This is a genomic window from Streptomyces sp. MNU89 (genome assembly GCF_020982505.1).
In the GTDB taxonomy this organism is placed as follows: domain Bacteria; phylum Actinomycetota; class Actinomycetes; order Streptomycetales; family Streptomycetaceae; genus Streptomyces; species Streptomyces xinghaiensis.
This window is the reverse complement of sequence record NZ_JAJKLL010000001.1, coordinates 3,028,956-3,052,820: the sequence shown is the minus strand read 5'-3', so window position 1 is coordinate 3,052,820 and position 23,865 is coordinate 3,028,956. Positions and strand designations below refer to the sequence as shown.

The following is a 23,865-nucleotide window of genomic DNA, read 5'->3' as shown; positions in this document are numbered from 1 at the left end:
ACCTTAACCAGCCCGGTGCGCGAGCGGCAATGGCCCGGCCGCTATTGCCGGAACCGGGCCGGACCGGATCGGACCGGACAGGACCCGGCCGGAACGGAGAGACGGAGGAGACGAGGAGGGGACCGGGGCGAGGGTCGGTGGACCCGGCGGTCTCGTCCCGGGCGGGGCGGAGACCCCGGCGCGGGCCGCCGGCCGGGCCCGAGGGCGACCGGACCGCGGCCGGACCGATCGGCCGGAATTGCCCGCCCGGAGCTGCCCCGCCCGGAGCTGTCCCGTCCGGCGGTCAGCCGGCCTGGGCCGTGGCCGCCTTCGCCGCCTGCGCCTCGCCCCGGTTGACGATGCTGTTGAAGGTGTAGTCGGCGACGTCCTTGCCGGCCTGCCGCGCCCGGGTGTCGGCGGTGGTGACGTCCTCGCCGGAGGTGTAGCCGGCGACCGTGAAGTAGGCGTAGCGGCCGATGGAGTTGGCCGTCAGCCGGCAGGCCGTGGCCCGGCAGAAGACCGGCACGCCGTCGCCGGGCAGTGACCGGATGTTGCCGGTCGCGTCCTCCTTGGCCTTCGCCGCCTGCGCCTCGGTGCCGAACACGGCGACGCCCACGGTGACCGCGACGCCGTCCCGCATGTACGTGGCCCGGATGACCTGGTCGCAGCCGTTCTCCGTCAGCGCGGGCGCGAGCCGGCCGGAGGCGGCGGTGGCGCAGTTGGTGACCGAGTCGGTGGCGCCCTTGCCGTACGCCCGGCTGGCCATGGTCATCCGGGTGTCCGGGAACAGGGTGGTCGCCGTGAGCGGTGCCGTGTCCTTGTCGGCGTCCGAGATGAACTCGCGCGGGTCGGGCGGAGGCGGCGGCTTGACTTCCGAGAAGGACGGTTCCGGTTGCTGTGGCTCGCTGGGCAGGGTCTCCGGTGCGGGGAGACCCTCCTGTCTGCCCTCGGCATTGCCCCCGTTGACGACGCCGAAGGCCACGATGGTGCCGACAATGGCCGTGGCGGCGGCCCCTCCGCCCATCAGCAGCATCTTGCGGCGGCGGTTGCGGGCGGCGGTCCGGTCCGCCATGGCGCCCCAGTCGGGCGTCGAAGAATCGAAGGAACCCCCGGGCCCCGAAAAGCCCCTTTGCCCAAAGCTCATGCGGTGCAGTCTAAACCGGTTGGTACGCCAGCTGTTGTCTTGTGACAATCGCCCGCATGGGGCATGTGGAAGTGGCGCACGTCGAGTATTACCTGCCGGACGGCAGACCTCTGCTGGTCGACGCCTCCTTCCGGGTCGGTGAGGGATCGGCCGTGGCGCTCGTCGGGGCCAACGGCGCGGGCAAGACGACTCTGCTGAAACTGATCGCGGGTCAGCTCGTGCCGCACGGCGGTTCGGTGACGGTCAGCGGCGGCCTGGGGGTGATGCCCCAGTTCGTCGGCTCGGTACGGGACGAGCGGACGGTGCGCGACCTGCTGGTGTCCGTCGCCCCGCCCCGCATCCGCACGGCGGCGCGGGCGGTCGACGCGGCGGAGCACGCCATCATGACCACCGACGACGAGGCTGCGCAGCTCGGCTACGCGCAGGCGCTCAGCGACTGGGCGGAGGTCCGCGGCTACGAGGCCGAGACCCTGTGGGACATCTGCACCACGGCCGCGCTCGGCGTTCCGTACGAACGGGCGCAGTGGCGCGAGGTGCGCACCCTCTCCGGGGGCGAGCAGAAGCGGCTGGTGCTGGAGGCGCTGCTGCGCGGCCCGGACGAGGTGCTGCTGCTCGACGAGCCGGACAACTATCTGGACGTGCCCGGCAAGCGCTGGCTGGAGGAGCGGCTGCGCGAGACGCGCAAGACGGTCCTCTTCGTCAGCCACGACCGCGAGCTGCTGGCCCGCTCCGCGAGCAAGATCGTCAGCGTGGAGCCGGGGGTGGCCGGCAGCGACATCTGGGTGCACGGCGGCGGCTTCGAGACGTACCACGCCGCGCGCAAGGAGCGCTTCGCCCGGTTCGAGGAGCTGAAGCGGCGCTGGGACGAGGAGCACGCCCGGCTCCGGGCGCTGGTGCTGCGGCTGCGGCAGCAGGCGGCGAACAGCCCCGACATGGCCTCCCGCTACCGGGCGATGCAGACCCGGCTGCGCAAGTTCGAGGAGGCCGGCCCGCCGCCCGAGCCGCCGCGCGAGCAGGACATCCGGATGCGGCTGCGCGGCGGCCGCACCGGCGTACGGGCCGTGACCTGCGAGCAGCTGGAACTGACCGGGCTGATGAAGCCCTTCTCGCTGGAGGTCCACTACGGCGAGCGGGTCGCCGTGCTCGGCTCGAACGGCTCCGGGAAGTCGCACTTCCTGCGGCTGCTGGCCGGTGACGACGTCGCCCACACCGGAAGCTGGAAGCTCGGCGCCCGCGTGGTACCCGGGCACTTCGCGCAGACCCACGCCCACCCGGAGCTGGAGGGGCGCACCCTCACCGACATTCTCTGGACCGAACACGCGCGCGACCGGGGTGCCGCCATGAGCGTGCTGCGCCGGTACGAGCTGGAGCGCCAGAGCGACCAGCTGTTCGGCAGGCTCTCCGGCGGCCAGCAGGCGCGCTTCCAGATCCTGCTGCTGGAGCTGTCGGGGACCACGGCCCTTCTGCTGGACGAGCCGACGGACAACCTCGACCTGGAGAGCGCCGACGCCCTCCAGCAGGCGCTGGAGGCGTACGACGGAACGGTGCTCGCGGTGACGCACGACCGCTGGTTCGCCCGTTCATTCGACCGGTTCCTGGTCTTCGGCGGCGACGGTGTCGTCCGGGAGACCCCGGAGCCGGTGTGGGACGAGACCCGGGTGGCCCGCGCCCGCTGAGCCGCGGGCCGGTTCGGCGCGTCCCGCCGGGTGCCCGGCCCGGCTGTGCAGCCCCGGGGCCCCGCCCCGGGCCGCCCGGGTGCCGGATTGCGGAGGCACGGGGCCGGTCACCCGCCGCGCCGCTCCGCCGGGGCCGGTCCGGGCCGGGGCCGCCCGGGCCCGGCCGGCCGGGATGTCCCCGGCGGCACGGGCGCCCGCCGGCCGGCACCGGACCCGGACCCGGAGCACCGTGCCGGAGCTCGCTGCGCCGACGCAGCCGAGTGCCAGCCACTGCACCGGCACCAGATGCTCGGACAGCAGGACGGCGCCCGCGAGCCCCGCGCTCACCGGTTCGAGGCTCTGCAGCACCCCCACCGTCCGGGGCGGTATGCGGCGCAGCGCAGCCATCTCCAGCGAGTACGGCAGCACCGTGGCGAAGACGGCCACCAGCGCGCCGACGGCCAGCGCCCGCGTCGCCAGCAGCGCGGTCCCGCTCTCCACCGCCCCGAACGGCACGGTGAGCACGGCCGACCAGGCGACGGCCAGCGCCAGGGGCGCTCCGCCGGCGGACCGGGCCCCGGCCTGCCGGCTGAGCAGCAAATAACAGGCCATGGAGGCCCCCGACGCCAGGGCGAGCAGCACCCCGGGCAACGGGAGCCCGGCCCCGCCGGGCAGGTGGAAGAGCCAGACGCCGAGGCCCGCCAGGGCGGCGAGCGCGAGGTCGGCCGTCCGCCGGGAGGACAGCAGCGCGAGCGTGACCGGCCCGATGAGCTGCAGGGCCGAGGCCGTGCCGAGCGGCAGGTACCGCAGCGCGGGATAGACGAGGTTCATACCGGCGATCGCCGTCCCGAAGGCGAGGACGAGGAGGACGTCGGCCCGGGTGCGCGGCAGTGCGGGCCGGTGGAGGAGGAGCAGCAGCAGGGCGGCCAGGCCCAGCCGCAGGGCCACGACCCCCATCGGGCCGACCGTGTCGAACAGCTGTTTCCCCACGGCCAGACCGAAGTGGATGCTGAGCATGCTGCCCAGCACCAGAACGGGGGCGGTGGACTCCCTCATCCCCCAAGGCTCCGGCGCCCCAACTGTGTACGTCCATCGAACGTTTGGGGTCGAATTCCTTTAGCATTTGCTACATGGTCGATTTACGGAGACTGCGAGTCCTGCGCGCCCTGGCCGAGCACGGCACGGTGACGGAGACCGCGGCGGCGCTGCACCTCACCCCCTCCGCCGTCTCCCAGCAGCTGCGGCAGCTCGCGCGCGAGCTCGGCGTCGAGCTGCTCCGGCCCGAGGGGCGCGGCGTACGGCTCACACCGGCCGCGCGGATCCTGCTGCGGCACGCCGAGACGCTGCACGCCCAGTGGGAGGCGGCCCGGGCCGAACTGGCCGCCGAGGGGCGGGATGTCACCGGCACCCTCCGGCTCTGCGGCGTCTCCTCGGCCGTCGCGGCGCTGGCCGCCCCGGCGGTGACGGCGCTGCGCGCCGCCCATCCGGGGCTGACGGCCGAGGTGAGGGAGGAGGAGAGCGGCGACTGCTTCCGGCTGCTGCTCGCCGGTGAGACCGATCTGGCGCTCGTGCTGCCCGGCCCGGGGGTGCCGCCGGTGCCCGACCCGCGCTTCGAACAGTTCCCGCTGCTGGACGACCGTCAGGACCTGCTGGTGCCGGAGGGGCACCGGCTGGCCCGGCCGGGCGGGGTGACCCTCGCCGAGGCCGCGGCCGAGCCCTGGATCGTCAAGCGGCGGGACAACGACACCTTCGGGCTGCTGGCCGCCGCCTGCGCCGCCGCGGGGTTCACGCCGCGGGTGGCGCACGAGGCCAAGGAGTGGTTCGCGGTGTCGGCGCTGGTGGCCGAGGGGCTCGGGGTGTGCCTGCTGCCGCGGCTGGTGCCGCTGCCGTCCCCGCACGCGGTGGTCCGGGTGCCGCTGACCGGGGAGCCGGTGCCGTTCCGGCGGATCGTCGCGGGAACGCGGCGGCCGTCGCGGCCGGGCTCGACGCGCTCCGCGGGCCGCCGCGCGGCCGGGCGTGGTCCCGGCCGGCGGGAGGCGTTTTGACCGGCGCGGGGCGGGCCGGTATTCTGCGGGTTCGTTATGCGTATTGGCTTGCTCTATCTCACGTGAGGGGGCCTTACGCCGGTCCACCGGGCCGAACACCAGCGGCAGGCACGGGCTGCGTCACCCGTGGCGCCACGGCTGTCGTGATCGTCCGGGTGACCTTGTCAGGACCTTTCCCCACAGCCCTGGCGGGCTGGGGGAGACCCCATCACTGCAGAAGCGAAGGCTAACGACCGTGCGTACGTACAGCCCCAAGCCCGGCGACGTCCAGCGTCAGTGGTACGTCATCGACGCCACCGACGTGGTTCTCGGACGCCTGGCCTCCCAGGCCGCCACCATCCTGCGTGGCAAGCACAAGCCGGTGTACGCGCCGCACGTTGACGCTGGTGACTTCGTCATCATCATCAACGCCGACAAGGTGCACCTCTCCGGCAACAAGCGGACCCAGAAGCTGGCCTACCGCCACTCCGGCTACCCGGGTGGTCTGCGGTCCGTCCGCTACGACGACCTGCTGCGGAACAACCCCGAGAAGGCCGTGGAGAAGGCCATCAAGGGCATGATCCCGAAGAACTCGCTGGGCCGCCAGGTCCTCTCGAAGCTGAAGGTCTACGCCGGCTCCGAGCACCCGCACGCCGCCCAGCAGCCGGTTCCGTTCGAGATCACCCAGGTCGCGCAGTAGTCCGGCCACCCCAACAGAAGAGAATCTGAGGAGAATCGTGGCCGAGACCACCGCAGAAGCCCCCGTCGTCGACGTCGAGGAGACCCCCGGCGTCGAGGAGTACACCAGCGAGTCGCTCGCGTCCCGCTTCGGCGACCCGCAGCCGGCCGCCGGCCTGGGCCGCCGCAAGAACGCCATCGCCCGCGTCCGCATCGTGCCGGGCAGCGGCAAGTGGAAGATCAACGGTCGCACCCTTGAGGAGTACTTCCCCAACAAGGTGCACCAGCAGGAAGTCAACGAGCCCTTCAAGGTGCTGGAGCTCGACAACCGTTACGACGTCATCGCCCGCATCAGCGGCGGCGGCATCTCCGGCCAGGCCGGCGCGCTGCGCCTCGGCGTCGCCCGCGCCCTGAACGAGGCGGACGTGGACAACAACCGCGGCCCCCTCAAGAAGGCCGGCTTCCTGAGCCGCGACGACCGCGCCGTCGAGCGGAAGAAGGCCGGTCTCAAGAAGGCCCGCAAGGCGCCGCAGTACAGCAAGCGCTGAGCGTTCACCCCACCGTACGACTCGCCCCGGCGGGCACACTCCGTGCCTGCCGGGGCGTTCGTCATATGGTCGGCCAGAGGCGTATACAGACAGCAGGACGCCCCGAAGCCAGGCAGGCTCCCGGCGAGATCACAGCAGTGTGCGGCCGTGCGCGGCACCTGTGCAGCACAGACGGAGGACACCAGTGGGACGACTCTTCGGCACGGACGGTGTGCGCGGTGTCGCCAACGCGGATCTGACGGCCGAGCTTGCGCTCGGCCTGTCGGTCGCGGCGGCGCACGTGCTCGCCGAGGCGGGTACGTTCGAGGGCCATCGCCCGACGGCCGTGGTGGGACGTGATCCGCGCGCCTCCGGAGAGTTCCTGGAATCGGCCGTCGTGGCGGGCCTCGCCAGCGCGGGCGTGGACGTCCTGCGCGTCGGTGTGCTGCCCACCCCCGCGGTGGCGTACCTCACCGGCGCGCTCGGCGCCGACCTCGGCGTGATGCTCTCGGCCAGCCACAACCCGATGCCGGACAACGGCATCAAGTTCTTCGCCCGCGGCGGCCACAAACTCGCCGACGAGCTGGAGGACCGCATCGAGGCCCTCTACACCTCCCACGGCGCCGGCGAGCCCTGGGACCGCCCGACCGGCGGGGGCGTCGGCCGGATCCGCACCTACGACGAGGGCTTCGACAACTACGTCGCGCACCTCATCGGCGTCCTCCCGAACCGCCTCGACGGCCTCAAGGTCGTCCTCGACGAGGCCAACGGCGCGGCCGCCCGGGTCTCCCCGGAGGCGTTCGCGCGGGCCGGCGCCGAGGTCGTCACCATCGCCGCCGACCCGGACGGCCTCAACATCAACGACGGCTGCGGCTCCACCCACCTCTCCCTGGTCCGGGACGCCGTCCTGGAGCACGGCGCGGACCTCGGCATCGCCCACGACGGCGACGCCGACCGCTGCCTCGCCGTCGACGCCGAGGGCAACGAGGTCGACGGCGACCAGATCCTCGCCGTCCTCGCGCTCGGCCTGCGGGAGCAGGGCCATCTGCGGAAGAACACCGTGGTCGCCACCGTGATGTCGAACCTCGGCTTCAAGCTCGCCATGGAGCGGGAGGGCATCGAACTGGTGCAGACCGCCGTCGGCGACCGGTACGTCCTGGAGGAGATGAAGCGGGAGGGCTTCGCCCTCGGCGGCGAACAGTCCGGCCACGTCATCATCCTCGACCACGCGACCACCGGCGACGGCACGCTGACCGGCCTGATGCTGGCCGCCCGGATCACCGCCACCGGACGCGGCCTGCGGGATCTGGTGTCCGTCATGGACCGGCTGCCGCAGGTCCTCGTGAACGTCCCCGACGTGGACAAGTCCCGGGTGGACTCCAGCGCCGAGCTGGCCGCGGCCGTCGCCGACGCGGAGCGCGAACTCGGCGCCACCGGGCGGGTGCTGCTCCGCCCCTCGGGAACGGAACCGCTGGTCCGCGTGATGGTCGAGGCGCCCGACACCGAGCAGGCCCGCTCGGTCGCCGGACGGCTGGCCGACGCGGTGAAGTCCGCGCTGGGCTAGCCCGCGCGGGGCGCCCGGCCGGTGCCTACCGGCCGGCGCCCGCGGCCCGCTGCTCCGCCAGGGCGCGCTCACGCCGCTTCGTCCGCTCCAGCAGCTTCTTCTGGACGAGCAGGGTGAGGGCGCCCGCGGCGATGATGCCGGCCAGGTTCACCGCGAGCTGCAGACTGGAACCGCGCAGCTCCTCCAGGTCGCCGTAGGCCAGCGCGGCGGCCGCGTTGGCCGCCGCGGGGATCGTCGTCACGGAGATCGCCACGCCGATCAGCGCACCCGACTTCTCCGAGGTCAGCGAGAGCGTCCCGGCGACGCCCGCGAGCAGCGCCACCACGAGCGAGAGGTGGCCCGGCGGCCAGACGAACTCGGTCGGGCCGTCGTCCCGGGTCAGCATGTCCGCGCTGAACAGCCCGGCCGCGTCCAGCGCCAGGACGAAGGCCGTGGCGACGGTCATGGCCACCGCGAATCCCGCGGTCAGCGCGGTGAACGAGCGTCCGGCCTCCCGCAGGCGTCCCAGCACCAGCCCGGTACTCACCCCCGACAGCGGCCCGAACTCCGGGCCGACCGCCATGGCCCCCACGATCAGGACGGCGTTGTCCAGCATCACGCCGCAGGCCGCGATCATCACCGCGACCGTCATGAACGCCAGATAGGTGGCCGAGACGGTCGACTCCTCGTGGGTGGCCTCCGAGAGCTCCTCCCACAGCACCGCGTCCGCCGGCTCGCCCGGGGCGTCCCGCTCGGCCTGCTCGGCGCGTCGCGACAGGGAGACGGCGATGTCCTGGAGGGCGACCGACCCCTCCTCGTGGAGGCGCAGCTCCCGCAGCTCGTCCGTCAGTTCGTCGGCCGCCTCGCGCGCCACGTCGCAGACCACCAGGTCCCCGGCGGGGTCCCGTCCGGCCCCCGGAACGACCATCAGGTTCGCGGTGCCCACGGCCCGCCGCAGCAGCGCCGTGACCTGCTCGGTGCGGTCGGCGGGGCAGATGATCCGGAGCTGCAGCATGGGCGCAGATTACGCGGGCCGGGCCGCGGGCCGGGTCACAGTTGGCGCAGGTTCGGCCGCTGCCCCTTGTGGCCGCAGCCCGTGCGGAGGGCGAGGTTGGCGCGGCCCCGGGGCGGGATGGTGTTCTGCTCCGGATGGGGCCTGCTGTTCCGTCCACGGAGGAGGCCGGACCGGGCGCGTCCGAGAGCGGTCTGCCGGACAGGTGCCCCACGAGGACGGTCCGTGACGGACCGTCGTGCCGGAGAGCCTCAGCCGGGGCTGCCGGTGGCACGGTCCGCCCGGCAGGTGGTGTCCTTCTCGCTCCGGCCCAGCGGGACACCGACAAGATCGCTGCCGGCACCGCAGTGGACGTTCTGTTCACCGGTCTGCGCGGTGGTGGTCCGCGGGCCGAGGGCGGTGCCGCTCCCGGCCGTGGCCGTCCCGGGGCCGTGGCCGGGCGCGCCGGTGGCCGGGGCGCGCTCCTCGGCCAGACAGGTGGTCCTCTTGCGCACGCGGCTCAGGACGTTGACGGTCACCACGTCGGCGGAGTTGCCGCAGTTGAGGTTCTGCCGGCCGGTCTGCGCGGTGGTGAACTGCGGGCCCAGCGCGGTGCCGCCCAGTGCGGTCGCGGGCGCGGCGGTTCCGACCCCCTCCGGGGAAGGGCCGCGGTCCGCCGCGGCGGACTCCCCCGGACCCCCGGTGCGGTGGTCCCGGGACTCGCACACGATCTCCTCCTCGACCGTGGCCAGGACGTTGACGGTCACCACGTCGGCGGAGTTGCCGCAGTTGAGGTTCTGCCGGCCGGTCTGCGCGGTGGTGAACTGCGGGCCCAGCGCGGTGCCGCCGAGTGCGGTCGCGGGCGCGGCGGTTCCGCTTCCGCCCCCCTCCCGCTCCGCGCATCGCTCCCGCCGGCTGGTGGTGCCCGTGATGCTTGCGTCCAGGAGGTCATGGCTGTTGCCGCAGTCGAGGTTGTGCTCCCCGGACTGGGCGGTGGTGAACGGCCCGCTCCGCACCGGGATGCCGAGATCCTGGGCCTGTGCTCCCCCGCCGGTGCTCACCGCGGTCCCCAGGGCGAGGACCAGGACGGCCCTCCTGCCGCTCACGCGCATTGCTGCTCCCCTCGTCGAGGGGTGCCGGAAAGGACCCCGGTTCTGCTCAACGGTCCGCGCGCCCACGGGGTCACGGTCCGGGCGCGGGGACTGCCCGAAGGGCGCGGGGTGCGGCGGTGGCGCTCCCCGCCCGCGGTGGGTGCGCACACCCGAACGAGGTATTCGGATGAATCCGCGGCCGGGTTCGTGTCCCGCGGCCCGGGGCGGGGTTAGCAGGCGGAGGGAGAACGAGCCCCGGTGATACGGGAATCCGGCCAGGAGGAGCGATGAAGACTGCCATGGTGCGCGGGAAGAGGGCGGCGACGATGACGGCCGTGGCCCTGGTTGCCGCGGTGTCCTCCGGTGTGAGCGCGGCCGCGTCCCTGCCCGAGGGCGGCGCCGAGGCCACCGGAGGATCCGGGGTGGCCGAAGTGGCCGGTCAGGACACCGCGTTGAACGGCCGGCAGAACAACGCCTGCGGGAACGTCCCCGCCTTCCCCGGGATGGTGTTCGACGGCCGGTCGCAGGCGGACTGCGCGGTGGCCGACCGTTCCGAACGGACAGCTGTGCTGGACACGGCGGGCGGTGCCACCGCGACCGGCGGTGACGGTGCCGTGTACCAGCAGAACACCGCCGAGCGGGGCCGGCAGAACAACGCCTGCGGTAACCACAACAGTTCCTTCGGCATGTCCGGTACGACGGACGCGGACTGTACCGCCGCGGACGCCTCGTGGAGCAGGGGTGTCGTCCACCGCGGCGACGGTGCCGCCGCGACCGGCGGTGACGGCGGGGCCTACCAGCAGAACACCGCCCAGGAGGGCCGGCAGAACAACTCCTGCGGCAACACCAACAACACCACGGTCTCCGGTGCGGCGGAGGCGGACTGTGCGGCGAACGACGCGTCGGCGAGCAAGGGCGTCGTCCACCACGACGAGGGTGCCGCCGCCACCGGCGGTGACAGTGTCTTCGGTGCCTCGACGCAGGACACGGCCCAGGAGGGCCGGCAGAACAACTCCTGCGGGAACATCAACCTCGGCGGAACACCCGGTGAGACGGACACCGGCTGCACGGCGAACGACGCATCCGTGAGCAGGGGCGTCGTCCATCGCGGTGGTGGCGCCGCCGCCACCGGCGGTGACAGCGGCTTCAGCGCCACCGCGCAGAACACGGCCCAGGAGGGGCGGCAGAACAACTCCTGCGGCAATGCCAATACCGGCTCCCTCTCCGGCACGGCGGAGGCCGACTGCGCCGCGGTCGACGCGTCGGTGTCCCGGGGCGTCACCCGCCACAGCGGCGGGGCCACCGCGAACGGCGGCTCCGGCCTTTCCACACTGTTCCAGCAGAACACCGCACAGGACGGCCGGCAGAACAACGTCTGCGGCAACACCAACGGGCTCGCGCTGGACTCGGGCCGGACGCAAGCCCGGTGCTCCGCGGTGGACACCTCCACCGAGAACAGGACGGGCTCGGGCCGGGTAGGCCGCTGACGAGCCGGTCCGCTTTCGCTGCCGGAAGCCCTTGCGCGGAGGTCTCCTCCCCGCAGGGGCTTCCGGGTGTCCGGACGCCCGCCGCCGCGCCCGCGCCACCCGTCCGGGGCGGTAGCAGGGTGCGGGGGCGGGGCGGCGGGTGCCCGGGGCACCGAAGCCGGCGGGGCGAGGGGCGTGACGCGGCGGGGCACACGGCGTTCGCGTCGTCTCCCGCCGCTCCCGCGTCTCCCGCCGCTCTCGGCGGAGCGCCGGGACGCAGGCCGGCACCTGCGCCGCAGACCGTACTCCTTCCGGCGCGAACGCCGGCCCGGCGTCCGCGGCGTGCGGCGCGTGCCGGGGGACTCACCCCGGTAGTACACCCGGACGGCGGTTGCGGTCGTGCGCTCGCCTGTCCGAGTGGCTCTCGGTGATGGCTCTTGTCCGGTTCGTCACCGGAATGGCTTACTGGGCATGAGCCGGAATGGTGAGGGCAACCATCCCTTCCCAGGACGGCGGCCACGGGCCCGGCCGCCGGCTCATCAGGGAACGAAACAGAGTCCCGTTCCGTCGCGGACCGCCACCGGCGGCCGGACGGACGCGGAAGCCACGAGTCGGCGTCTTCCGCCGGGGCGGCTGGTGCGGCGGAAGGCGCCGCCGGGCGGGAATCCGTTCCGCAGCCGTCGCGCACCCTTTCGACCATCCATTGACCTCACGTGGCCACGGTGCCGTACCCCGGGACTGTCCCGGGCAGAGCCGGGGCTCTCGGAGCGGGCCCCGGCCGGCGGGGCGGCCCCGTCACGAGGCCGGCGGTCGCCGGCCCGGCCACCGATCCGTATCGCCCACGGCCGTCCCGGCGCAGGACACCGGCGGCCCCGGGACCCGCGGTGACCGGCCGCGTCCGTCGGCAACCGCGCGCCATGGCGGCAGACCCCTGCCGGCTGCTCGTCTCTCGCCCACACGCACCACCCACCGCATCAGCGGAACCGACCAGGAGGCACACCATGCCCATTTCACCCAATCAGGGTTCCACCGGGGGCGGCACCCCGGTCACCATCACCGGGACCAACCTCACCGGCACGTCCGCGGTGACGTTCGGGACGAAGGAGGCCACCAACGTCGTCAACGTCCTCCCGACCGAGGTCACCGCCGTCGCCCCGTCCGGCACCGGCACGGTCGGGGTGACCGTGACCACCCCTGGGGGGACCAGCAACCCGGTGCCGTTCTTCTACGTGGGCGCACCGTTCAAGTCCACGCTGAGCCCGACCGAAGGGGTCACCGCGGGCGGTAACACCGTCACGATCACCGGCACCGGCCTCTCCACGGCCACCAGTGTGTCCTTCGGCGGTGTGACCGCGGTGCCCACCGTGACCAGCGACACCCAGCTGACCGTCACCGTTCCCGCCGGCGTCGGAGCCGGGCCGGTTCCGGTCAGCGTGACCACCGCCGGGGGCGTCAACAACGGCTTCAGCTACACCTACGTCGACGCCCCGACGCTGGGCTCCCTGACCCCGACCAGCGGTCCGACGACCGGCGGAACGGCGGTGACCATCACGGGCACCAACCTGACCACGACCCAGGAGGTCACCTTCGGCGTCAACCCGGCCCCGTTCTCGGTGGTCAACAGCACGACGGTGTCGGCGGTCACCCCGGCCGGCGTCGCGGGTGCCGTCGACGTCACCATCACCAACGCCGCCGGCAGCGACACCGCGCTCGGCGCCTTCACGTACGTCGCCGGGCCCGGTATCTGATTCCCCGCGGCCCAGCGGTTGGGCGGGCGGTGCCGGTGCCGGGCCCTCGGCGGCCCGTCCCGGTACCGTCCCGCCGCTGTCCGGGCCCGCGGCCGCCCAGTGCTCCGGCCGGCCGGAGTTCCCAGCGAACCGATGAGGAGAGCGGTCTTGGCTCCCCCTGTGCTCAGCACCGTGGTCCCCCAGCAGGGGGCGAGGACGGGCGGTACTCCGGTCACCCTGACCGGCAGTGGTTTCGGCGGTGCGACGGCGGTGCGGTTCGGTACGACGCCGGCGGCCTCGTTCACCGTGGTGTCGGCCACGCGGATCGACGCCGTCACCCCTCCGGGAAACGGCACCGTCCACGTGACCGTCAGCACTGCGGGCGGTACGAGCACCCAGCCCGTGACCTTCACCTATGTCACGGCAGCCCTGCCGTCCGTGACGAGCGTGACCCCCGACCGGGGGCCGGCGGCCGGCGGTACTCCGGTCACCCTGACCGGCAGCGGCTTCGGCGGTGCGACGGCGGTGCGGTTCGGTACGACGCCGGCGGCCTCGTTCACCGTGGTGTCGGCCACGCGGATCGACGCCGTCACCCCTGCCGGGAGTCCGGGACCGGTGGCCGTCACGGTCACCACGCCCGGCGGAACGTCCGTTCCCCAGGCGCCTCAGTCGTACTTCTACTACCTCGCCCAGCCCGCGCTCAGTGACCTCAGCCCCGGCGCGGGGCCGGCGGCCGGCGGTACTCCGGTCACCCTGACCGGCAGCGGCTTCGCCGGTGCGACGGCGGTGCGGTTCGGAACGACGCCGGCGGCCTCGTTCACCGTGGTGTCGGCCACGCGGATCGACGCCGTCGCTCCTGCCGGGAGCCCCGGTCCGGTGGCCGTCACGGTCACCACGCCCGGCGGCACCAGCAACTCTCTGACGTACACCTGGGTCTCCGCCGCCGTCCTCAGCGATGCGGTCCCGGCCGCCGGGCCCACCTCGGGGGGCACCATCGTCACGCTGACCGGCAGTGGGCTCACACTGACCGGGACCGTCGCCTTCGGTGGCGACTCCGCGGCCTTCACGGTGGTCTCCGACACCCTGGTCACCGCGGTCTCCCCGCCCGGAGCCGCCGGTACCGTCGCGGTGACCGTCACCACCCCGGGCGGCACCAGCAACGGTGTGCCCTACACCTATGTCCCGCCACCGGACATCTGACGAGCCTCCCGCTACGGGCCCCGCCGGGCCCCGTCACAGCTTGCGCAGGCTCAGCCGCTGCACCTTGTGGTCGGAGCCCTTGCGGAGGACGAGGTTGGCGCGGCCCCGGGTCGGGACGATGTTCTGCTCCAGGTTGGGCCGGTTGATCGTGCTCCACATCCGCCGGGCGTAGTCCAGCGCCTCCTCCTCGGAGACCTGGGTGTACTTGCGGAAGTACGAGAACGGGTTCTGGAAGGCGGTCTCGCGCAGCTTGCGGAACCTGCCGAGGTACCACTGCTCGATGTCCTCGGTCCGCGCGTCCACGTAGACGCTGAAGTCGAAGTAGTCGGCGAGGCCCACCCGGGTGCGTCCGTCGTGGCCCGGCAGGGCGGGCTGGAGGACGTTGAGCCCTTCGACGATCAGTATGTCGGGGCGGCGCACGGTCAGCCGCTCGCCCGGCACGATGTCGTAGATGAGGTGGGAGTAGACGGGGGCGGTGACCACGTCCCGGCCCGCCTTGACCTCGGCGACGAAGCGGGTCAGGGCCCGCCGGTCGTACGACTCGGGGAAGCCCTTGCGGGACATCAGGCCGCGCCGGTGCAGCTCGGCGTTGGGCAGCAGGAAGCCGTCCGTGGTGACGAGTTCGACCCGGGGGTGCTCCGGCCAGAGGGCCAGCAGGGCCTGGAGCAGCCGGGCCACCGTGGACTTGCCGACGGCGACGCTGCCCGCGACGCCGATGACGAACGGGGTGCCGGGCTGGACGCCGTGCCCGCTCGCGGTGTCGCCGAGGAAGGTGTTGAGCGCGCCGCGCAGATTGCCGGCAGCGGCCACATAGAGGTTGAGGAGCCGGGAGAGCGGCAGGTAGACCTCGCGGACCTCGTCGAGGTCGATGACGTCGCCGAGACCGCGCAGGCGTTCGACCTCGTCGGCGGTCAGGGGCAGGGGGGTCCGCTCGCGCAGCGCACTCCACTCCGCACGGGTGAGGTCCATATAGGGGGTGGCGTCGGAACGGCGTCGCTGCTGCGGCTCGGTGAGGGACACGAGGCCCATTGTGCGGGTGGGCGCGGAGCGGGACGGGGCGCGGGGTGCGGGGTGCGGGAACGCTCCCGTGCGCGCCCCGCTCGGCGCACATCCGTTCTCCCCAGGGCCTACACAGAATGTTCGGCACGGCATAACGTTCGGGCAACGGAACACCGGCCGAAAGCCTGCCCGGGGGGAGCGGGGCACGGGTGCGTCCCGCGGGATGCCGGCCGTCCGCACCCGCGACCAGGGGGGAACCCATGTCCGTATCCGTGTACGGCCCGGTCCGGATCTTCGGTCACCTGTTCGGCAGGGGGCGGGACGGCCCGGCGCCGCGGCCCCGGCGCTCCGACGCCCGCGCGGAGCGGCGGGGAGCGGCGGGGCGGATCGTCAGCGAGCTGGCCGACGAGCTGCCCGACGAGGACCTGATGGAGGACCTCGACGACTCCATAGACCTCTACCGGACGGGCTCCAAGCCCAGCTGCGAGGAGTCCGAGTACCTGTGGCTGCTGCGGGACGCCCGGGACCGGATGGAACGGGGCGGCTGACCGCACGCCGCTCCACCCGTGACCGCCGCCGTGACCGACGCCGGGCCCTCGCCGGGCCCCCGAGGCGGCCGGCCGCCGGTGCGGGGCCGTAGGCTGCGGTCATGTGCGGAATCGTTGGGTATGTGGGAGGGCAGTCCGCCCTCGACGTTGTCATCGCCGGTCTGAAGCGCCTGGAGTACCGGGGCTATGACTCGGCCGGGGTCGCCGTGCTCGCCGACGGCGGGCTGGCCGCCGCGAAGAAGGCGGGCAAACTGGCCAACCTGGAGAAGGAGCTGGCGGGCCGCCCGCTGCCGTCCGGTTCCACCGGTATCGGCCACACCCGCTGGGCCACCCACGGCGCCCCCACCGACGCGAACGCCCATCCGCATCTGGACAACGCGGGCCGCGTCTCCGTCGTCCACAACGGCATCATCGAGAACTTCGCCCAGCTGCGGGCCGAGCTGACCGACCGGGGCCATCAGCTCCTCTCCGAGACCGACACCGAGGTCGTCTCCCACCTGCTGGCCGAGGAGTTCTCCTCCTGCGGCGACCTGGCCGAGGCGATGCGCCAGGTGTGCGGCCGGCTGGAGGGTGCTTTCACGCTGGTCGCCGTGCACGCCGACGAGCCGGACGTGGTGGTCGGCGCTCGCCGCAACTCGCCGCTGGTGGTGGGCGTCGGCGACGGCGAGTCCTTCCTCGCCTCCGACGTCGCCGCGTTCATCGCGCACACGCGTGAGGCGATCGAGCTGGGCCAGGACCAGGTGGTCGAACTCCGCCGGGACGGCGTGACGGTCACGAACTTCGACGGCAGCCCGGCCGACGTCCGCGAGTACCACGTCGACTGGGACGCCTCCGCCGCCGAGAAGGGCGGCTACGACTACTTCATGCTCAAGGAGATCGCGGAGCAGCCGAAGGCCGTCGCCGACACCCTCCTCGGCCGGATCGACGGCTCGGGCACCCTGCTGCTGGACGAGGTGCGCATCCCGCCGTCCGAGCTGCGCGAGGTCGGCAAGATCGTCATCGTGGCCTGCGGCACCGCCTTCCACGCCGGGATGATCGCCAAGTACGCCATCGAGCACTGGACGCGCATCCCCTGCGAGACCGAGCTGGCCAGCGAGTTCCGCTACCGCGACCCGATCCTCGACCACCGCACCCTCGTCATCGCCATCAGCCAGTCCGGCGAGACCATGGACACCCTGATGGCGCTCCGGCACGCCCGCGAGCAGGGCGCCCGCGTCCTCGCCATCTGCAACACCAACGGCTCGACGATCCCGCGCGAGTCCGACGCCGTGCTCTACACCCATGCCGGGCCGGAGGTCGCGGTCGCGTCCACCAAGGCGTTCCTCACCCAGCTCGTCGCCTGCTACCTCGTCGCGCTCTACCTCGGCCAGGTGCGCGGGACCAAGTGGGGCGACGAGATCCACTCCGTCATCCAGGAGCTGTCGGCGATCTCCGTCCAGGTCGAACAGGTGCTCGGCACGATGGAGCCGGTACGGGAGCTGGCCCGGAGCCTCGCCGACAAGAACACCGTGCTGTTCCTCGGCCGGCACGTCGGCTTCCCGGTCGCCCTGGAGGGCGCGCTCAAGCTCAAGGAGCTCGCCTACATGCACGCCGAGGGCTTCGCCGCCGGCGAGCTCAAGCACGGTCCGATCGCGCTGATCGAGGAGGACCTTCCGGTCGTCGTGGTCGTGCCCTCGCCGCGCGGGCGGTCGGTGCTGCACGACAAGATCGTCTCCAACATCCAGGAGATCCGGGCCAGGGGCGCGCGCACCATCGTCATCGCCGAGGACGGCGACGAGACGGTGGTGCCGTACGCCGACCACCTGATCCGCATCCCGCCCACCCCGACGCTGCTCCAGCCGCTGGTGGCGACGGTCCCGCTGCAGGTCTTCGCCTGCGAACTGGCCACGGCCCGCGGCAACGAGGTGGACCAGCCGAGGAACCTCGCGAAGTCGGTGACGGTCGAGTGATCCTGGGCGTCGGTATCGACGTCGCCGAGATCGACCGCTTCGCCGAGGCGCTGGCGCGTACGCCCGCGCTGGCCGACCGGCTCTTCGTCGACCACGAACTGACGCTGCCGAGCGGCGAGCGGCGCGGTGTCGCCTCGCTCGCCGCCCGCTTCGCCGCCAAGGAGGCGCTGGCCAAGGCGCTGGGCGCGCCCCGGGGGCTCTCCTGGACGGACGCCGAGGTCGTCACCGAGTCGAACGGACGGCCGACGCTGCGGGTGAAGGGCACGGTCGCGGCCTGCGCGGCCCGGCTCGGGGTGACCGGCTGGCACGTCTCGCTGAGCCATGACGCCGGAGTCGCGTCGGCGGTGGTCATCGCGGAGGGCTGAGCCGCCGTCCGGCCGCCGCCCAACCGCTGTCCGGCGGGAGCCCGGCGGCACGGGCCGGACGGCCTCTGCCGCCGGGCCGGACGAGGGCGGTAGCGTCCGAGTATGCCCGTGCTGTGGTGGATCGTCCTGTCGGGCCTGGCCATGAGCGGTCTGGCGCTGTCGGGGGCGGTGGCGCTGCTGCTGCCCGAACGGCTCTTCGGACGAGTGGTGCTGCCGCTGGTCGGCCTGGCGGCGGGTGCCCTCCTCGGCGGCGCGCTGTTCCACATGCTCCCCGGGGCGGTGCGGGTGCTCGGCAACGGGCTGGGCGTCTACGCGTGGGTCGCGGCCGGCCTGTTCTTCTTCTTCGTGCTGGAGCAGTTCCTGCACTGGCACCACTGCCACCGGCCGCCCGGGGCGCACCGGGTCCCCCGGGGCCGGCCGCTCGGCTCGCTGATCCTCGTCGCCGACGGGCTGCACAACTTCATCGGCGGCCTGGCGGTGGGTGGCGCGTTCGTCGTCGACGTCCGGCTCGGTGTGGCGACCTGGCTCGCTGCGGCCGCGCACGAAGTACCCCAGGAACTCGGCGACTTCGGGGTGCTGGTGCACAGCGGGTGGAGCTCCCGCCGGGCGCTGGCCTTCAATCTGGCCTCGGGGCTGACCTTCCCGCTCGGCGGGCTGATCGCCTACGGCCTGGCCGGGCAGGTCGACGTGGCGGTGCTGGTGCCCTTCGCCGCCGGCAACTTCGTCTACATCGCCCTGGCCGACCTGCTGCCCGAGATCACCACCTCCCCGGTACCGCGCGAGAAGGCGCTCCACACGGCGAGTTTCGCGGTGGGGCTGGGAACGCTGCTGGCCCTCGCCCTGCTGATCTCCTGACCGGGGCCGCCGGCCGGTCCGGTGAGACACGGGCGTGGGGAGGCAGGGCGGCACGGGCGGGGCGCGGGTGCCCGTACCCCGTTCGGCGTCCTTCCGCTGGTCGGAGCAGGTGTCCCTTGCGAGGCTCGATCCGGTGGGCTCGTGGGCCGCTTGGCCGGGGCCCGCCGGACCGCCCCCGCACCCCCCGGAGGACCCCTGATGGACATGCCGATCATCAATGACTGCGCGGCCACCTCCTGCGCGTACAACCGGGAGAGCACCTGCCACGCGCTCGCCATCACCGTGGGCGATCCCGGCCACGCGCACTGCGACACGTTCATCGACTCCGGCGCCCGGGGCGGCGACATGTCGGCCACCGGCCGGGTCGGTGCCTGCAAGATGTCCGAGTGCCGGCACAACGACCAGCTGGAGTGCCGGGCGCCGGGCATCACCGTCGGTTTCCAGCAGAACGCGGCCGACTGCCTCACCTACGCGCCCGCGTAGCCGGCGTCCGGTCCCGGTGACGTGATGACGGTGGCCGGACCGGGTGTGCCGGAAACGGCGGCCGGACCGGCCCGCGGACCTGGACACTGGGGACATGAGAACTGCGTACAGCGTGGAGACCGTACGGGCAGCCGAGCGCGCGCTGATGGCGCGCCTTCCGGAGGGGGCGCTCATGCAGCGCGCGGCCGCCGGGCTCGCGGCCGCGTGCGCCGGACTGCTGGGCCCCGGACGGGTGTACGGAGCGCGGATCGCGCTGCTGGTGGGGAGCGGTGACAACGGCGGTGACGCCCTCTTCGCCGGGGCCCGGCTGGCCCGGCGGGGGGCCGGTGTCACCGCCGTTCTGCTCTCCGCGGACCGCACCCATGCCGGTGGTCTCGCCGCCCTGCGCGCGGCGGGCGGCCGGGCGGTGCCGGCGGCCGGGGAACCGGGGAGACGGAGGGGCCGGGCGAGACGGCGGACGCCGGGGCCGCGGGGACGGGGTCCGCGGAGACGGGGTCCGGAGGCGACCGCAGGGCCGGCAAGAGGGCCGGCGGCAGGGGAACCGGCACCGCCGGCCGGCCGGTCGGCCGTGCCGCCCTGGCGGCCGTCCGCCGGGCGGATCTCGTCCTCGACGGGATCGTCGGCATCGGCGGGCACGGCGGACTCCGCCCCGCCGCGGCCGAACTGGCGCTCGCCGCACGGGAGTCCGGGGCGGCCATCGTGGCGGTGGACCTCCCCAGCGGCATGGAGGCCGACACCGGCGAGATCACGGGAACGGCCGTACGGGCCGACGCGACGGTCACCTTCGGCACATACAAGCCCGGCCTGCTCATCGACCCCGGGGCCGGGCACACGGGCGCGCTGCGGCTGGTGGACATCGGCCTGGCAGCGTATCTGCCGGACGTCCCCGAACTGGAGGCGCCGCAGCACGCCGACGTGGCCGCGCTGCTGCCCGTACCGACCGGCGAGAGCGACAAGTACCGGCGCGGAGTCGTCGGCGTGGTGGCGGGCTCGGCGCGCTACCCGGGTGCCGCGGTGCTCGCCGTGGCGGGCGCCCTGCGCGGCGGGGCGGGCGCCGTGCGGTACGTCGGCCCGGCCGGGGACGCGGTGATCGCCCGCTTCCCCGAGACCCTGGTGCACGGGGGACCGCCCGCGAAGGCGGGCCGCGTCCAGTCCTGGGCCGTCGGCCCGGGCCTCGGGGACGGCCAGGAGGCGCGCCGGGCGGTGAAGGACGTCCTGGCCTCGGACGTGCCGGTACTGGTGGACGCGGACGGGCTGCGCCTGCTGGACCGCAAGCAGGTGCGGCGCCGGACGGCACCGACGCTGCTGACCCCGCACGCGGGCGAGGCGGCCGCGCTGCTGGGCGTGGCCCGTGAGGAGGTCGAGGCGTCGCGGCTGTCCTCGGCGCGGCGGCTGGCGGCGGAGTTCGGCGCGACCGTGCTGCTCAAGGGTTCGACGACGCTGGTGGCCGCCGCCGACGGGCCCGTACGGGCCAACCCGACCGGCACCGGCTGGCTCGCCACGGCGGGCACCGGCGACGTGCTGTCCGGGCTGACGGCCTCTCTGCTGGCGGCGGGCCTGGAGCCCCGTGACGCGGCCTCGGCCGGCGCGTATCTGCACGGACTGGCGGGCCGTCTGGCGGCGGGGCGCACGGGGGCGCCCGTGGGGGCGTCCGATGTGGCGGCGGCCCTGGTCACGGCCTGGCGCGATGTCGCCTCGGCCACCGCTTAGCCCTCGTCACCGGTTCGCCGTCTGCCTCCGGCTCGCCCTGCGCCACCGGCCGACCGCCCGACCGCCCGGCTGCCTGACCCGGCTCGTCCGGCCGACCCGGTTCGACCCGTCCGCCCATGGCCTCTCGCCGGTGGGAGCCGGGAAGGCCGGCGCGTGAACGCGTCCGGCACCGGTACCAGGCGCCGGGCGGCGCCGGCGGCCGCCGCCCGGCGCCCCGTGATCCGGGTGAAAGTCCTGGGGCAACCGGGTGGGGAGCCGGGGGCGGCGGTGTGCCGCCGGGCGGCCGGCGGGATGGTCATTCCGTTCCGATCACCGAAGGATCGGCCGCGCGCCGGTGAGCCGCCGGACCGCGGCGGCCGCCGTGGAGAGGTACGGGGAGCCGGTATGGGTCCTGCGGCGAGAAGGTACGGGCGCTGGGCGGCCGCGGCGGCGGTCCTGCTGCCGGTGGCGGGCTGTGGCGCCGTGGTGGCGGAGCAGGGGCGGCCGTCACCGGCCGTGAACGGCGGCCCCGGCACGGACAGCAGCACGCACGCGCCGACGACGGCGCGCCCGTGACCCGGAAACCCCTCGGCCGCCCCGGTCTCCCGGGCCCCTCGGCCGGTCCGTCCGCCTCGCCCCGCCCCGGCGCCGGCCCCTGCACCGCTCCGGCCGGCCCGTACCAGCGCATGGTGGAGGAGTTCCTGGGACTGCCCGTTGACGGCCGGCAGTCGGAGGCGGACTGCCGCGCCATCAGCGCCTGGCAGCGGCGCGAGAAGCTGCGACCGGCCGTCCCCGGCTACGCGGGCGTGAAGACCCGGAGCCACCTCCGCGTCGTCGAGGCACGCCGCGCCCCGAACGCCGGGGGCCGGTGCCCCGAGACGAGGGACCGCATCGCCTGCGTCGACCTGCCGCGCCAGCTGATGTGGGTGCAGCAGGGGAGGAAGGTGCTGCTCGGTCCGGTGCCGATCCGCAGCGGCAAGGACGGGCGCCCGACCCGTACCGGCTGGAACCGCATCTCCTGGCGGAACGAGAAGCACGTCTCGACGATCTACAAGACGCCGATGCCGTACGCCCAGTTCTTCAACGGCGGGCAGGCGTTCCACGGGGTGCGCGACGACGTCTACGACCCGGACGGCGGCTCGCACGGCTGTGTGAACCTCACCCGGGCCGACGCGGAGCGGCTGTGGAAGACGCTGCGGGTGGGGGACCGGGTCTACATCTGGGGCCGCCGCGCCGGGACCTGAGCCCGGCGGCCCACCCGCGAGCCCGCCGGCCCCGGGCCCGCGCCCGCCGCTCCCTCGGCGGGGACGTCCCGCCGGGCCGGTGAGACACTGAACCCGATGAACGAAGAGATGCGGGCCCGTGCCGAGATCGATCTCGGCGCCCTCCGGGCCAATGTCCGGGCGCTGCGGGCCCGCGCACCCCGCTCCGAACTGATGGCCGTCGTCAAGTCCGACGCGTACGGCCACGGCGCGCTGCCCTGTGCCCGCGCCGCACGGCAGGCCGGCGCGAGCTGGCTGGCCACCGCCACGCCGCAGGAGGCGCTGGCCCTGCGCGCGGCGGGCGACACGGGCCGTCTGCTGTGCTGGCTGTGGACCCCCGGCGGCCCCTGGCGCCAGGCGATCGAGGCGGATGTCGACGTCTCGGCCGGCGCCCTGTGGGCGCTCCGCGAGGCCGCGGAAGCCGCCCGCGCCTGCGGCCGCACCGCCAGGGTCCATCTCAAGGCGGACACCGGCCTGGGCCGGGGCGGCTGCCAGCCGCACGACTGGGACGCGCTCACCACCGCCGCGCGGGCCGCCGAGGCCGAGGGCGTGCTGAAGGTGACCGGCGTCTGGTCGCACTTCGCCTGCGCCGACGAGCCGGGACACCCGTCGATCGCCGCGCAGCTGGAGTCCTTCCGGGCGGCCCTGGCCGCCGCGGAGCGCGCCGGGCTGCGGCCGGAGGTGCGCCACATGGCCAACTCGCCGGCGACGCTGACGCTCCCCGAGGCGCACTTCGACCTGGTGCGGCCCGGGATCTCCGTCTACGGGATCTCGCCGAGTCCGGAGGTCGGCCAGCCGGGGGACTTCGGTCTCCGCCCGGCCATGACGCTCTCCGCGCGGCTGGCGAACGTCAAGCGGGTCCCGGGCGGGCACGGCGTGAGCTACGGCCACCACTACGTGACCGCCGGTGAGACGACCCTCGCCCTGGTGCCCGTCGGCTACGCGGACGGCATTCCGCGGCACGCGTCGGGCACCGGCCCGGTGCTGGTCGGCGGCAAGTGGCGGACCGTCGCGGGGCGGGTCGCCATGGACCAGTTCGTCGTCGACCTGGGCGGCGACACCGCCGAGGCGGGCGACGAGGCCGTGCTGTTCGGCCCGGGCGACGCGGGCGAGCCGACCGCCCAGGACTGGGCGCAGGCCGCCGGCACGATCGCGTACGAGATCGTCACCCGGATCGGGGCGAGGGTGCCCCGGGTGTATGTGAACGCGGACGGCGGATAGGGGGCGCGGGAGGCGGGGCCCCGGCGGCCCGGTGGCCCCGGTGGCCGCCGCACCCGCCCGGCCCGCAGACGCCGCGGGCTCCGGTGCGGCTGCCGGCGACGGGGCCAGGGGACCGGACCACCGGCACCGGGAACGGGGAACGGGCCCGGCGGTGTTGTCCGTACAGGACCCCCGGGACCCGTGGGAATCCTGAGACACACCTCCCACGCGGCCCGGGGAACGCGATCGGTACACGGAGAGGCTCCCCCGCCCGGCGGCCGAGCCCGTATCGTCGCTGCCCGGTACGGACCGCCGGTCCGCCGCCCCGCGCGGCGGACCGCGCCCCCCGGAACCCGTGCGGGAGCGCCCGGGAGGGGTGCCGGGCATCGGCCCGGCCCTGATCCGGGGCATACGGCCGCTGTGGCGGGCGAGGCGGTGAAGAGGCGGACGGCGGACGACGGCCGGGAAGCGGCCGGCCGGCCGCCGGGCG

20 protein-coding genes and 1 pseudogene are annotated in these 23,865 nt (G+C 74.2%); 16 read left to right on the top strand and 5 right to left on the bottom strand.

The features are described 5' to 3' along the window. Positions 1-283: 283 nt before the first annotated feature. Complete coding sequence (locus tag E4N63_RS13000; RefSeq protein ID WP_125626891.1) at positions 284-1,123, bottom strand: hypothetical protein; 840 nt, start codon at positions 1,121-1,123, stop codon at positions 284-286. A 56-nt stretch (positions 1,124-1,179) separates the two neighbouring features. Here E4N63_RS13000 and E4N63_RS12995 point away from each other — a divergent pair, with 56 nt between their 5' ends. Then, positions 1,180-2,799, top strand: a complete 1,620-nt coding sequence (locus E4N63_RS12995; protein WP_185831400.1) for an ABC-F family ATP-binding cassette domain-containing protein — start codon at positions 1,180-1,182, stop codon at positions 2,797-2,799. On the opposite strand, the gene E4N63_RS12990 is transcribed toward E4N63_RS12995, so the two are convergent. Further along, positions 2,704-3,834, bottom strand: coding sequence for a DMT family transporter (locus E4N63_RS12990; RefSeq protein ID WP_230240741.1), 1,131 nt, complete (start codon positions 3,832-3,834; stop codon positions 2,704-2,706). The two genes, E4N63_RS12995 and E4N63_RS12990, sit on opposite strands and share 96 nt — an antisense overlap. A gap of 74 nt (positions 3,835-3,908) precedes the next feature. On the opposite strand from E4N63_RS12990, the gene E4N63_RS12985 reads away from it, so the two are divergent. The 4 genes from E4N63_RS12985 (at position 3,909) to glmM (ending at position 7,571) form a co-directional block, all read left to right on the top strand. Beyond that, the gene (locus E4N63_RS12985; RefSeq protein WP_230240739.1) at positions 3,909-4,823 is read left to right on the top strand and encodes a LysR family transcriptional regulator; all 915 of its coding nucleotides are present in this window, start codon (positions 3,909-3,911) and stop codon (positions 4,821-4,823) included. Between the two features lie 235 nt (positions 4,824-5,058). Continuing rightward, the gene (gene rplM, locus E4N63_RS12980; RefSeq protein ID WP_019707852.1) at positions 5,059-5,502 is read left to right on the top strand and encodes a 50S ribosomal protein L13; all 444 of its coding nucleotides are present in this window, start codon (positions 5,059-5,061) and stop codon (positions 5,500-5,502) included. A gap of 37 nt (positions 5,503-5,539) precedes the next feature. After that, positions 5,540-6,028 (top strand): 30S ribosomal protein S9, encoded by a 489-nt coding sequence (rpsI, locus tag E4N63_RS12975; protein ID WP_125626646.1) that lies wholly within the window; start codon positions 5,540-5,542, stop codon positions 6,026-6,028. Between the two features lie 184 nt (positions 6,029-6,212). Further along, entirely contained in the window at positions 6,213-7,571 is a 1,359-nt protein-coding gene (gene glmM, locus E4N63_RS12970; protein WP_230240737.1) for a phosphoglucosamine mutase, read from the top strand. A gap of 25 nt (positions 7,572-7,596) precedes the next feature. Here the strand turns inward: glmM and E4N63_RS12965 are convergent, their stop codons facing one another. Together E4N63_RS12965 and E4N63_RS12960 are read right to left on the bottom strand one after the other, a co-directional pair. After that, positions 7,597-8,565, bottom strand: coding sequence for a DUF389 domain-containing protein (locus tag E4N63_RS12965; protein ID WP_230240736.1), 969 nt, complete (start codon positions 8,563-8,565; stop codon positions 7,597-7,599). A 248-nt stretch (positions 8,566-8,813) separates the two neighbouring features. Further along, entirely contained in the window at positions 8,814-9,647 is an 834-nt protein-coding gene (locus tag E4N63_RS12960; RefSeq protein WP_230240735.1) for a hypothetical protein, read from the bottom strand. Between the two features lie 272 nt (positions 9,648-9,919). On the opposite strand from E4N63_RS12960, the gene E4N63_RS12955 reads away from it, so the two are divergent. The 3 genes from E4N63_RS12955 to E4N63_RS12945 all read left to right on the top strand — a co-directional run bounded on the left by E4N63_RS12955 (position 9,920) and on the right by E4N63_RS12945 (position 14,025). Then, a complete protein-coding gene (locus E4N63_RS12955) occupies positions 9,920-11,119 on the top strand; it encodes a hypothetical protein (RefSeq protein ID WP_230240733.1) in 1,200 nt (399 codons plus the stop codon). Positions 11,120-12,099: 980 nt separating this feature from the next. Then, a complete protein-coding gene (locus tag E4N63_RS12950; protein ID WP_230240732.1) occupies positions 12,100-12,846 on the top strand; it encodes an IPT/TIG domain-containing protein in 747 nt (248 codons plus the stop codon). A 147-nt stretch (positions 12,847-12,993) separates the two neighbouring features. Then, positions 12,994-14,025, top strand: coding sequence for an IPT/TIG domain-containing protein (locus tag E4N63_RS12945; RefSeq protein ID WP_230240730.1), 1,032 nt, complete (start codon positions 12,994-12,996; stop codon positions 14,023-14,025). A 33-nt stretch (positions 14,026-14,058) separates the two neighbouring features. Here the strand turns inward: E4N63_RS12945 and coaA are convergent, their stop codons facing one another. Continuing rightward, positions 14,059-15,054 carry a type I pantothenate kinase gene (coaA, locus tag E4N63_RS12940; protein ID WP_039820640.1) on the bottom strand — a complete coding sequence of 332 codons (996 nt, stop codon included), beginning with the start codon at positions 15,052-15,054 and terminating at the stop codon, positions 14,059-14,061. A gap of 230 nt (positions 15,055-15,284) precedes the next feature. Between coaA and E4N63_RS12935 the strand changes: the two genes are divergently transcribed. From E4N63_RS12935 to alr, 8 genes and pseudogenes are all read left to right on the top strand, one after another. Next, a complete protein-coding gene (locus E4N63_RS12935) occupies positions 15,285-15,572 on the top strand; it encodes a hypothetical protein (protein WP_125626370.1) in 288 nt (95 codons plus the stop codon). Between the two features lie 101 nt (positions 15,573-15,673). Further along, positions 15,674-17,521 (top strand): glutamine--fructose-6-phosphate transaminase (isomerizing), encoded by a 1,848-nt coding sequence (gene glmS / locus E4N63_RS12930; protein WP_125626369.1) that lies wholly within the window; start codon positions 15,674-15,676, stop codon positions 17,519-17,521. Beyond that, positions 17,518-17,886, top strand: coding sequence for a holo-ACP synthase (locus E4N63_RS12925; RefSeq protein ID WP_019707859.1), 369 nt, complete (start codon positions 17,518-17,520; stop codon positions 17,884-17,886). The genes glmS and E4N63_RS12925 overlap by 4 nt, the downstream gene beginning before the upstream one ends. Before the next feature lie 102 nt (positions 17,887-17,988). Then, a complete protein-coding gene (locus E4N63_RS12920) occupies positions 17,989-18,741 on the top strand; it encodes a ZIP family metal transporter (RefSeq protein WP_230240728.1) in 753 nt (250 codons plus the stop codon). A gap of 198 nt (positions 18,742-18,939) precedes the next feature. After that, entirely contained in the window at positions 18,940-19,224 is a 285-nt protein-coding gene (locus E4N63_RS12915; protein WP_125626368.1) for a DUF1540 domain-containing protein, read from the top strand. Positions 19,225-19,318: 94 nt separating this feature from the next. Then, positions 19,319-20,934 (top strand): annotated as a pseudogene (locus tag E4N63_RS12910) (NAD(P)H-hydrate dehydratase). A 551-nt stretch (positions 20,935-21,485) separates the two neighbouring features. Further along, positions 21,486-22,157 (top strand): L,D-transpeptidase, encoded by a 672-nt coding sequence (locus tag E4N63_RS12905; protein WP_230240726.1) that lies wholly within the window; start codon positions 21,486-21,488, stop codon positions 22,155-22,157. 96 nt (positions 22,158-22,253) lie between these two features. Further along, the gene (alr, locus tag E4N63_RS12900) at positions 22,254-23,396 is read left to right on the top strand and encodes an alanine racemase (RefSeq protein ID WP_230240724.1); all 1,143 of its coding nucleotides are present in this window, start codon (positions 22,254-22,256) and stop codon (positions 23,394-23,396) included. The last annotated feature ends 469 nt before the right edge of the window (positions 23,397-23,865 follow it).

What these genes read in the sequence shown, in the direction of transcription:
- E4N63_RS13000 (WP_125626891.1), bottom strand. Translation starts at nt 1,123, where the DNA reads ATGAGCTTTGGGCAAAGGGGCTTTTCGGGGCCCGGGGGTTCCTTCGAT.
- E4N63_RS12995 (WP_185831400.1), top strand. Translation starts at nt 1,180, where the DNA reads ATGGGGCATGTGGAAGTGGCGCACGTCGAGTATTACCTGCCGGACGGC.
- E4N63_RS12990 (WP_230240741.1), bottom strand. Translation starts at nt 3,834, where the DNA reads ATGAGGGAGTCCACCGCCCCCGTTCTGGTGCTGGGCAGCATGCTCAGC.
- E4N63_RS12985 (WP_230240739.1), top strand. Translation starts at nt 3,909, where the DNA reads ATGGTCGATTTACGGAGACTGCGAGTCCTGCGCGCCCTGGCCGAGCAC.
- E4N63_RS12965 (WP_230240736.1), bottom strand. Translation starts at nt 8,565, where the DNA reads ATGCTGCAGCTCCGGATCATCTGCCCCGCCGACCGCACCGAGCAGGTC.
- E4N63_RS12955 (WP_230240733.1), top strand. Translation starts at nt 9,920, where the DNA reads ATGAAGACTGCCATGGTGCGCGGGAAGAGGGCGGCGACGATGACGGCC.
- E4N63_RS12950 (WP_230240732.1), top strand. Translation starts at nt 12,100, where the DNA reads ATGCCCATTTCACCCAATCAGGGTTCCACCGGGGGCGGCACCCCGGTC.
- coaA (WP_039820640.1), bottom strand. Translation starts at nt 15,054, where the DNA reads ATGGGCCTCGTGTCCCTCACCGAGCCGCAGCAGCGACGCCGTTCCGAC.
- E4N63_RS12935 (WP_125626370.1), top strand. Translation starts at nt 15,285, where the DNA reads ATGTCCGTATCCGTGTACGGCCCGGTCCGGATCTTCGGTCACCTGTTC.
- glmS (WP_125626369.1), top strand. Translation starts at nt 15,674, where the DNA reads ATGTGCGGAATCGTTGGGTATGTGGGAGGGCAGTCCGCCCTCGACGTT.
- E4N63_RS12920 (WP_230240728.1), top strand. Translation starts at nt 17,989, where the DNA reads ATGCCCGTGCTGTGGTGGATCGTCCTGTCGGGCCTGGCCATGAGCGGT.
- E4N63_RS12915 (WP_125626368.1), top strand. Translation starts at nt 18,940, where the DNA reads ATGGACATGCCGATCATCAATGACTGCGCGGCCACCTCCTGCGCGTAC.
- alr (WP_230240724.1), top strand. Translation starts at nt 22,254, where the DNA reads ATGAACGAAGAGATGCGGGCCCGTGCCGAGATCGATCTCGGCGCCCTC.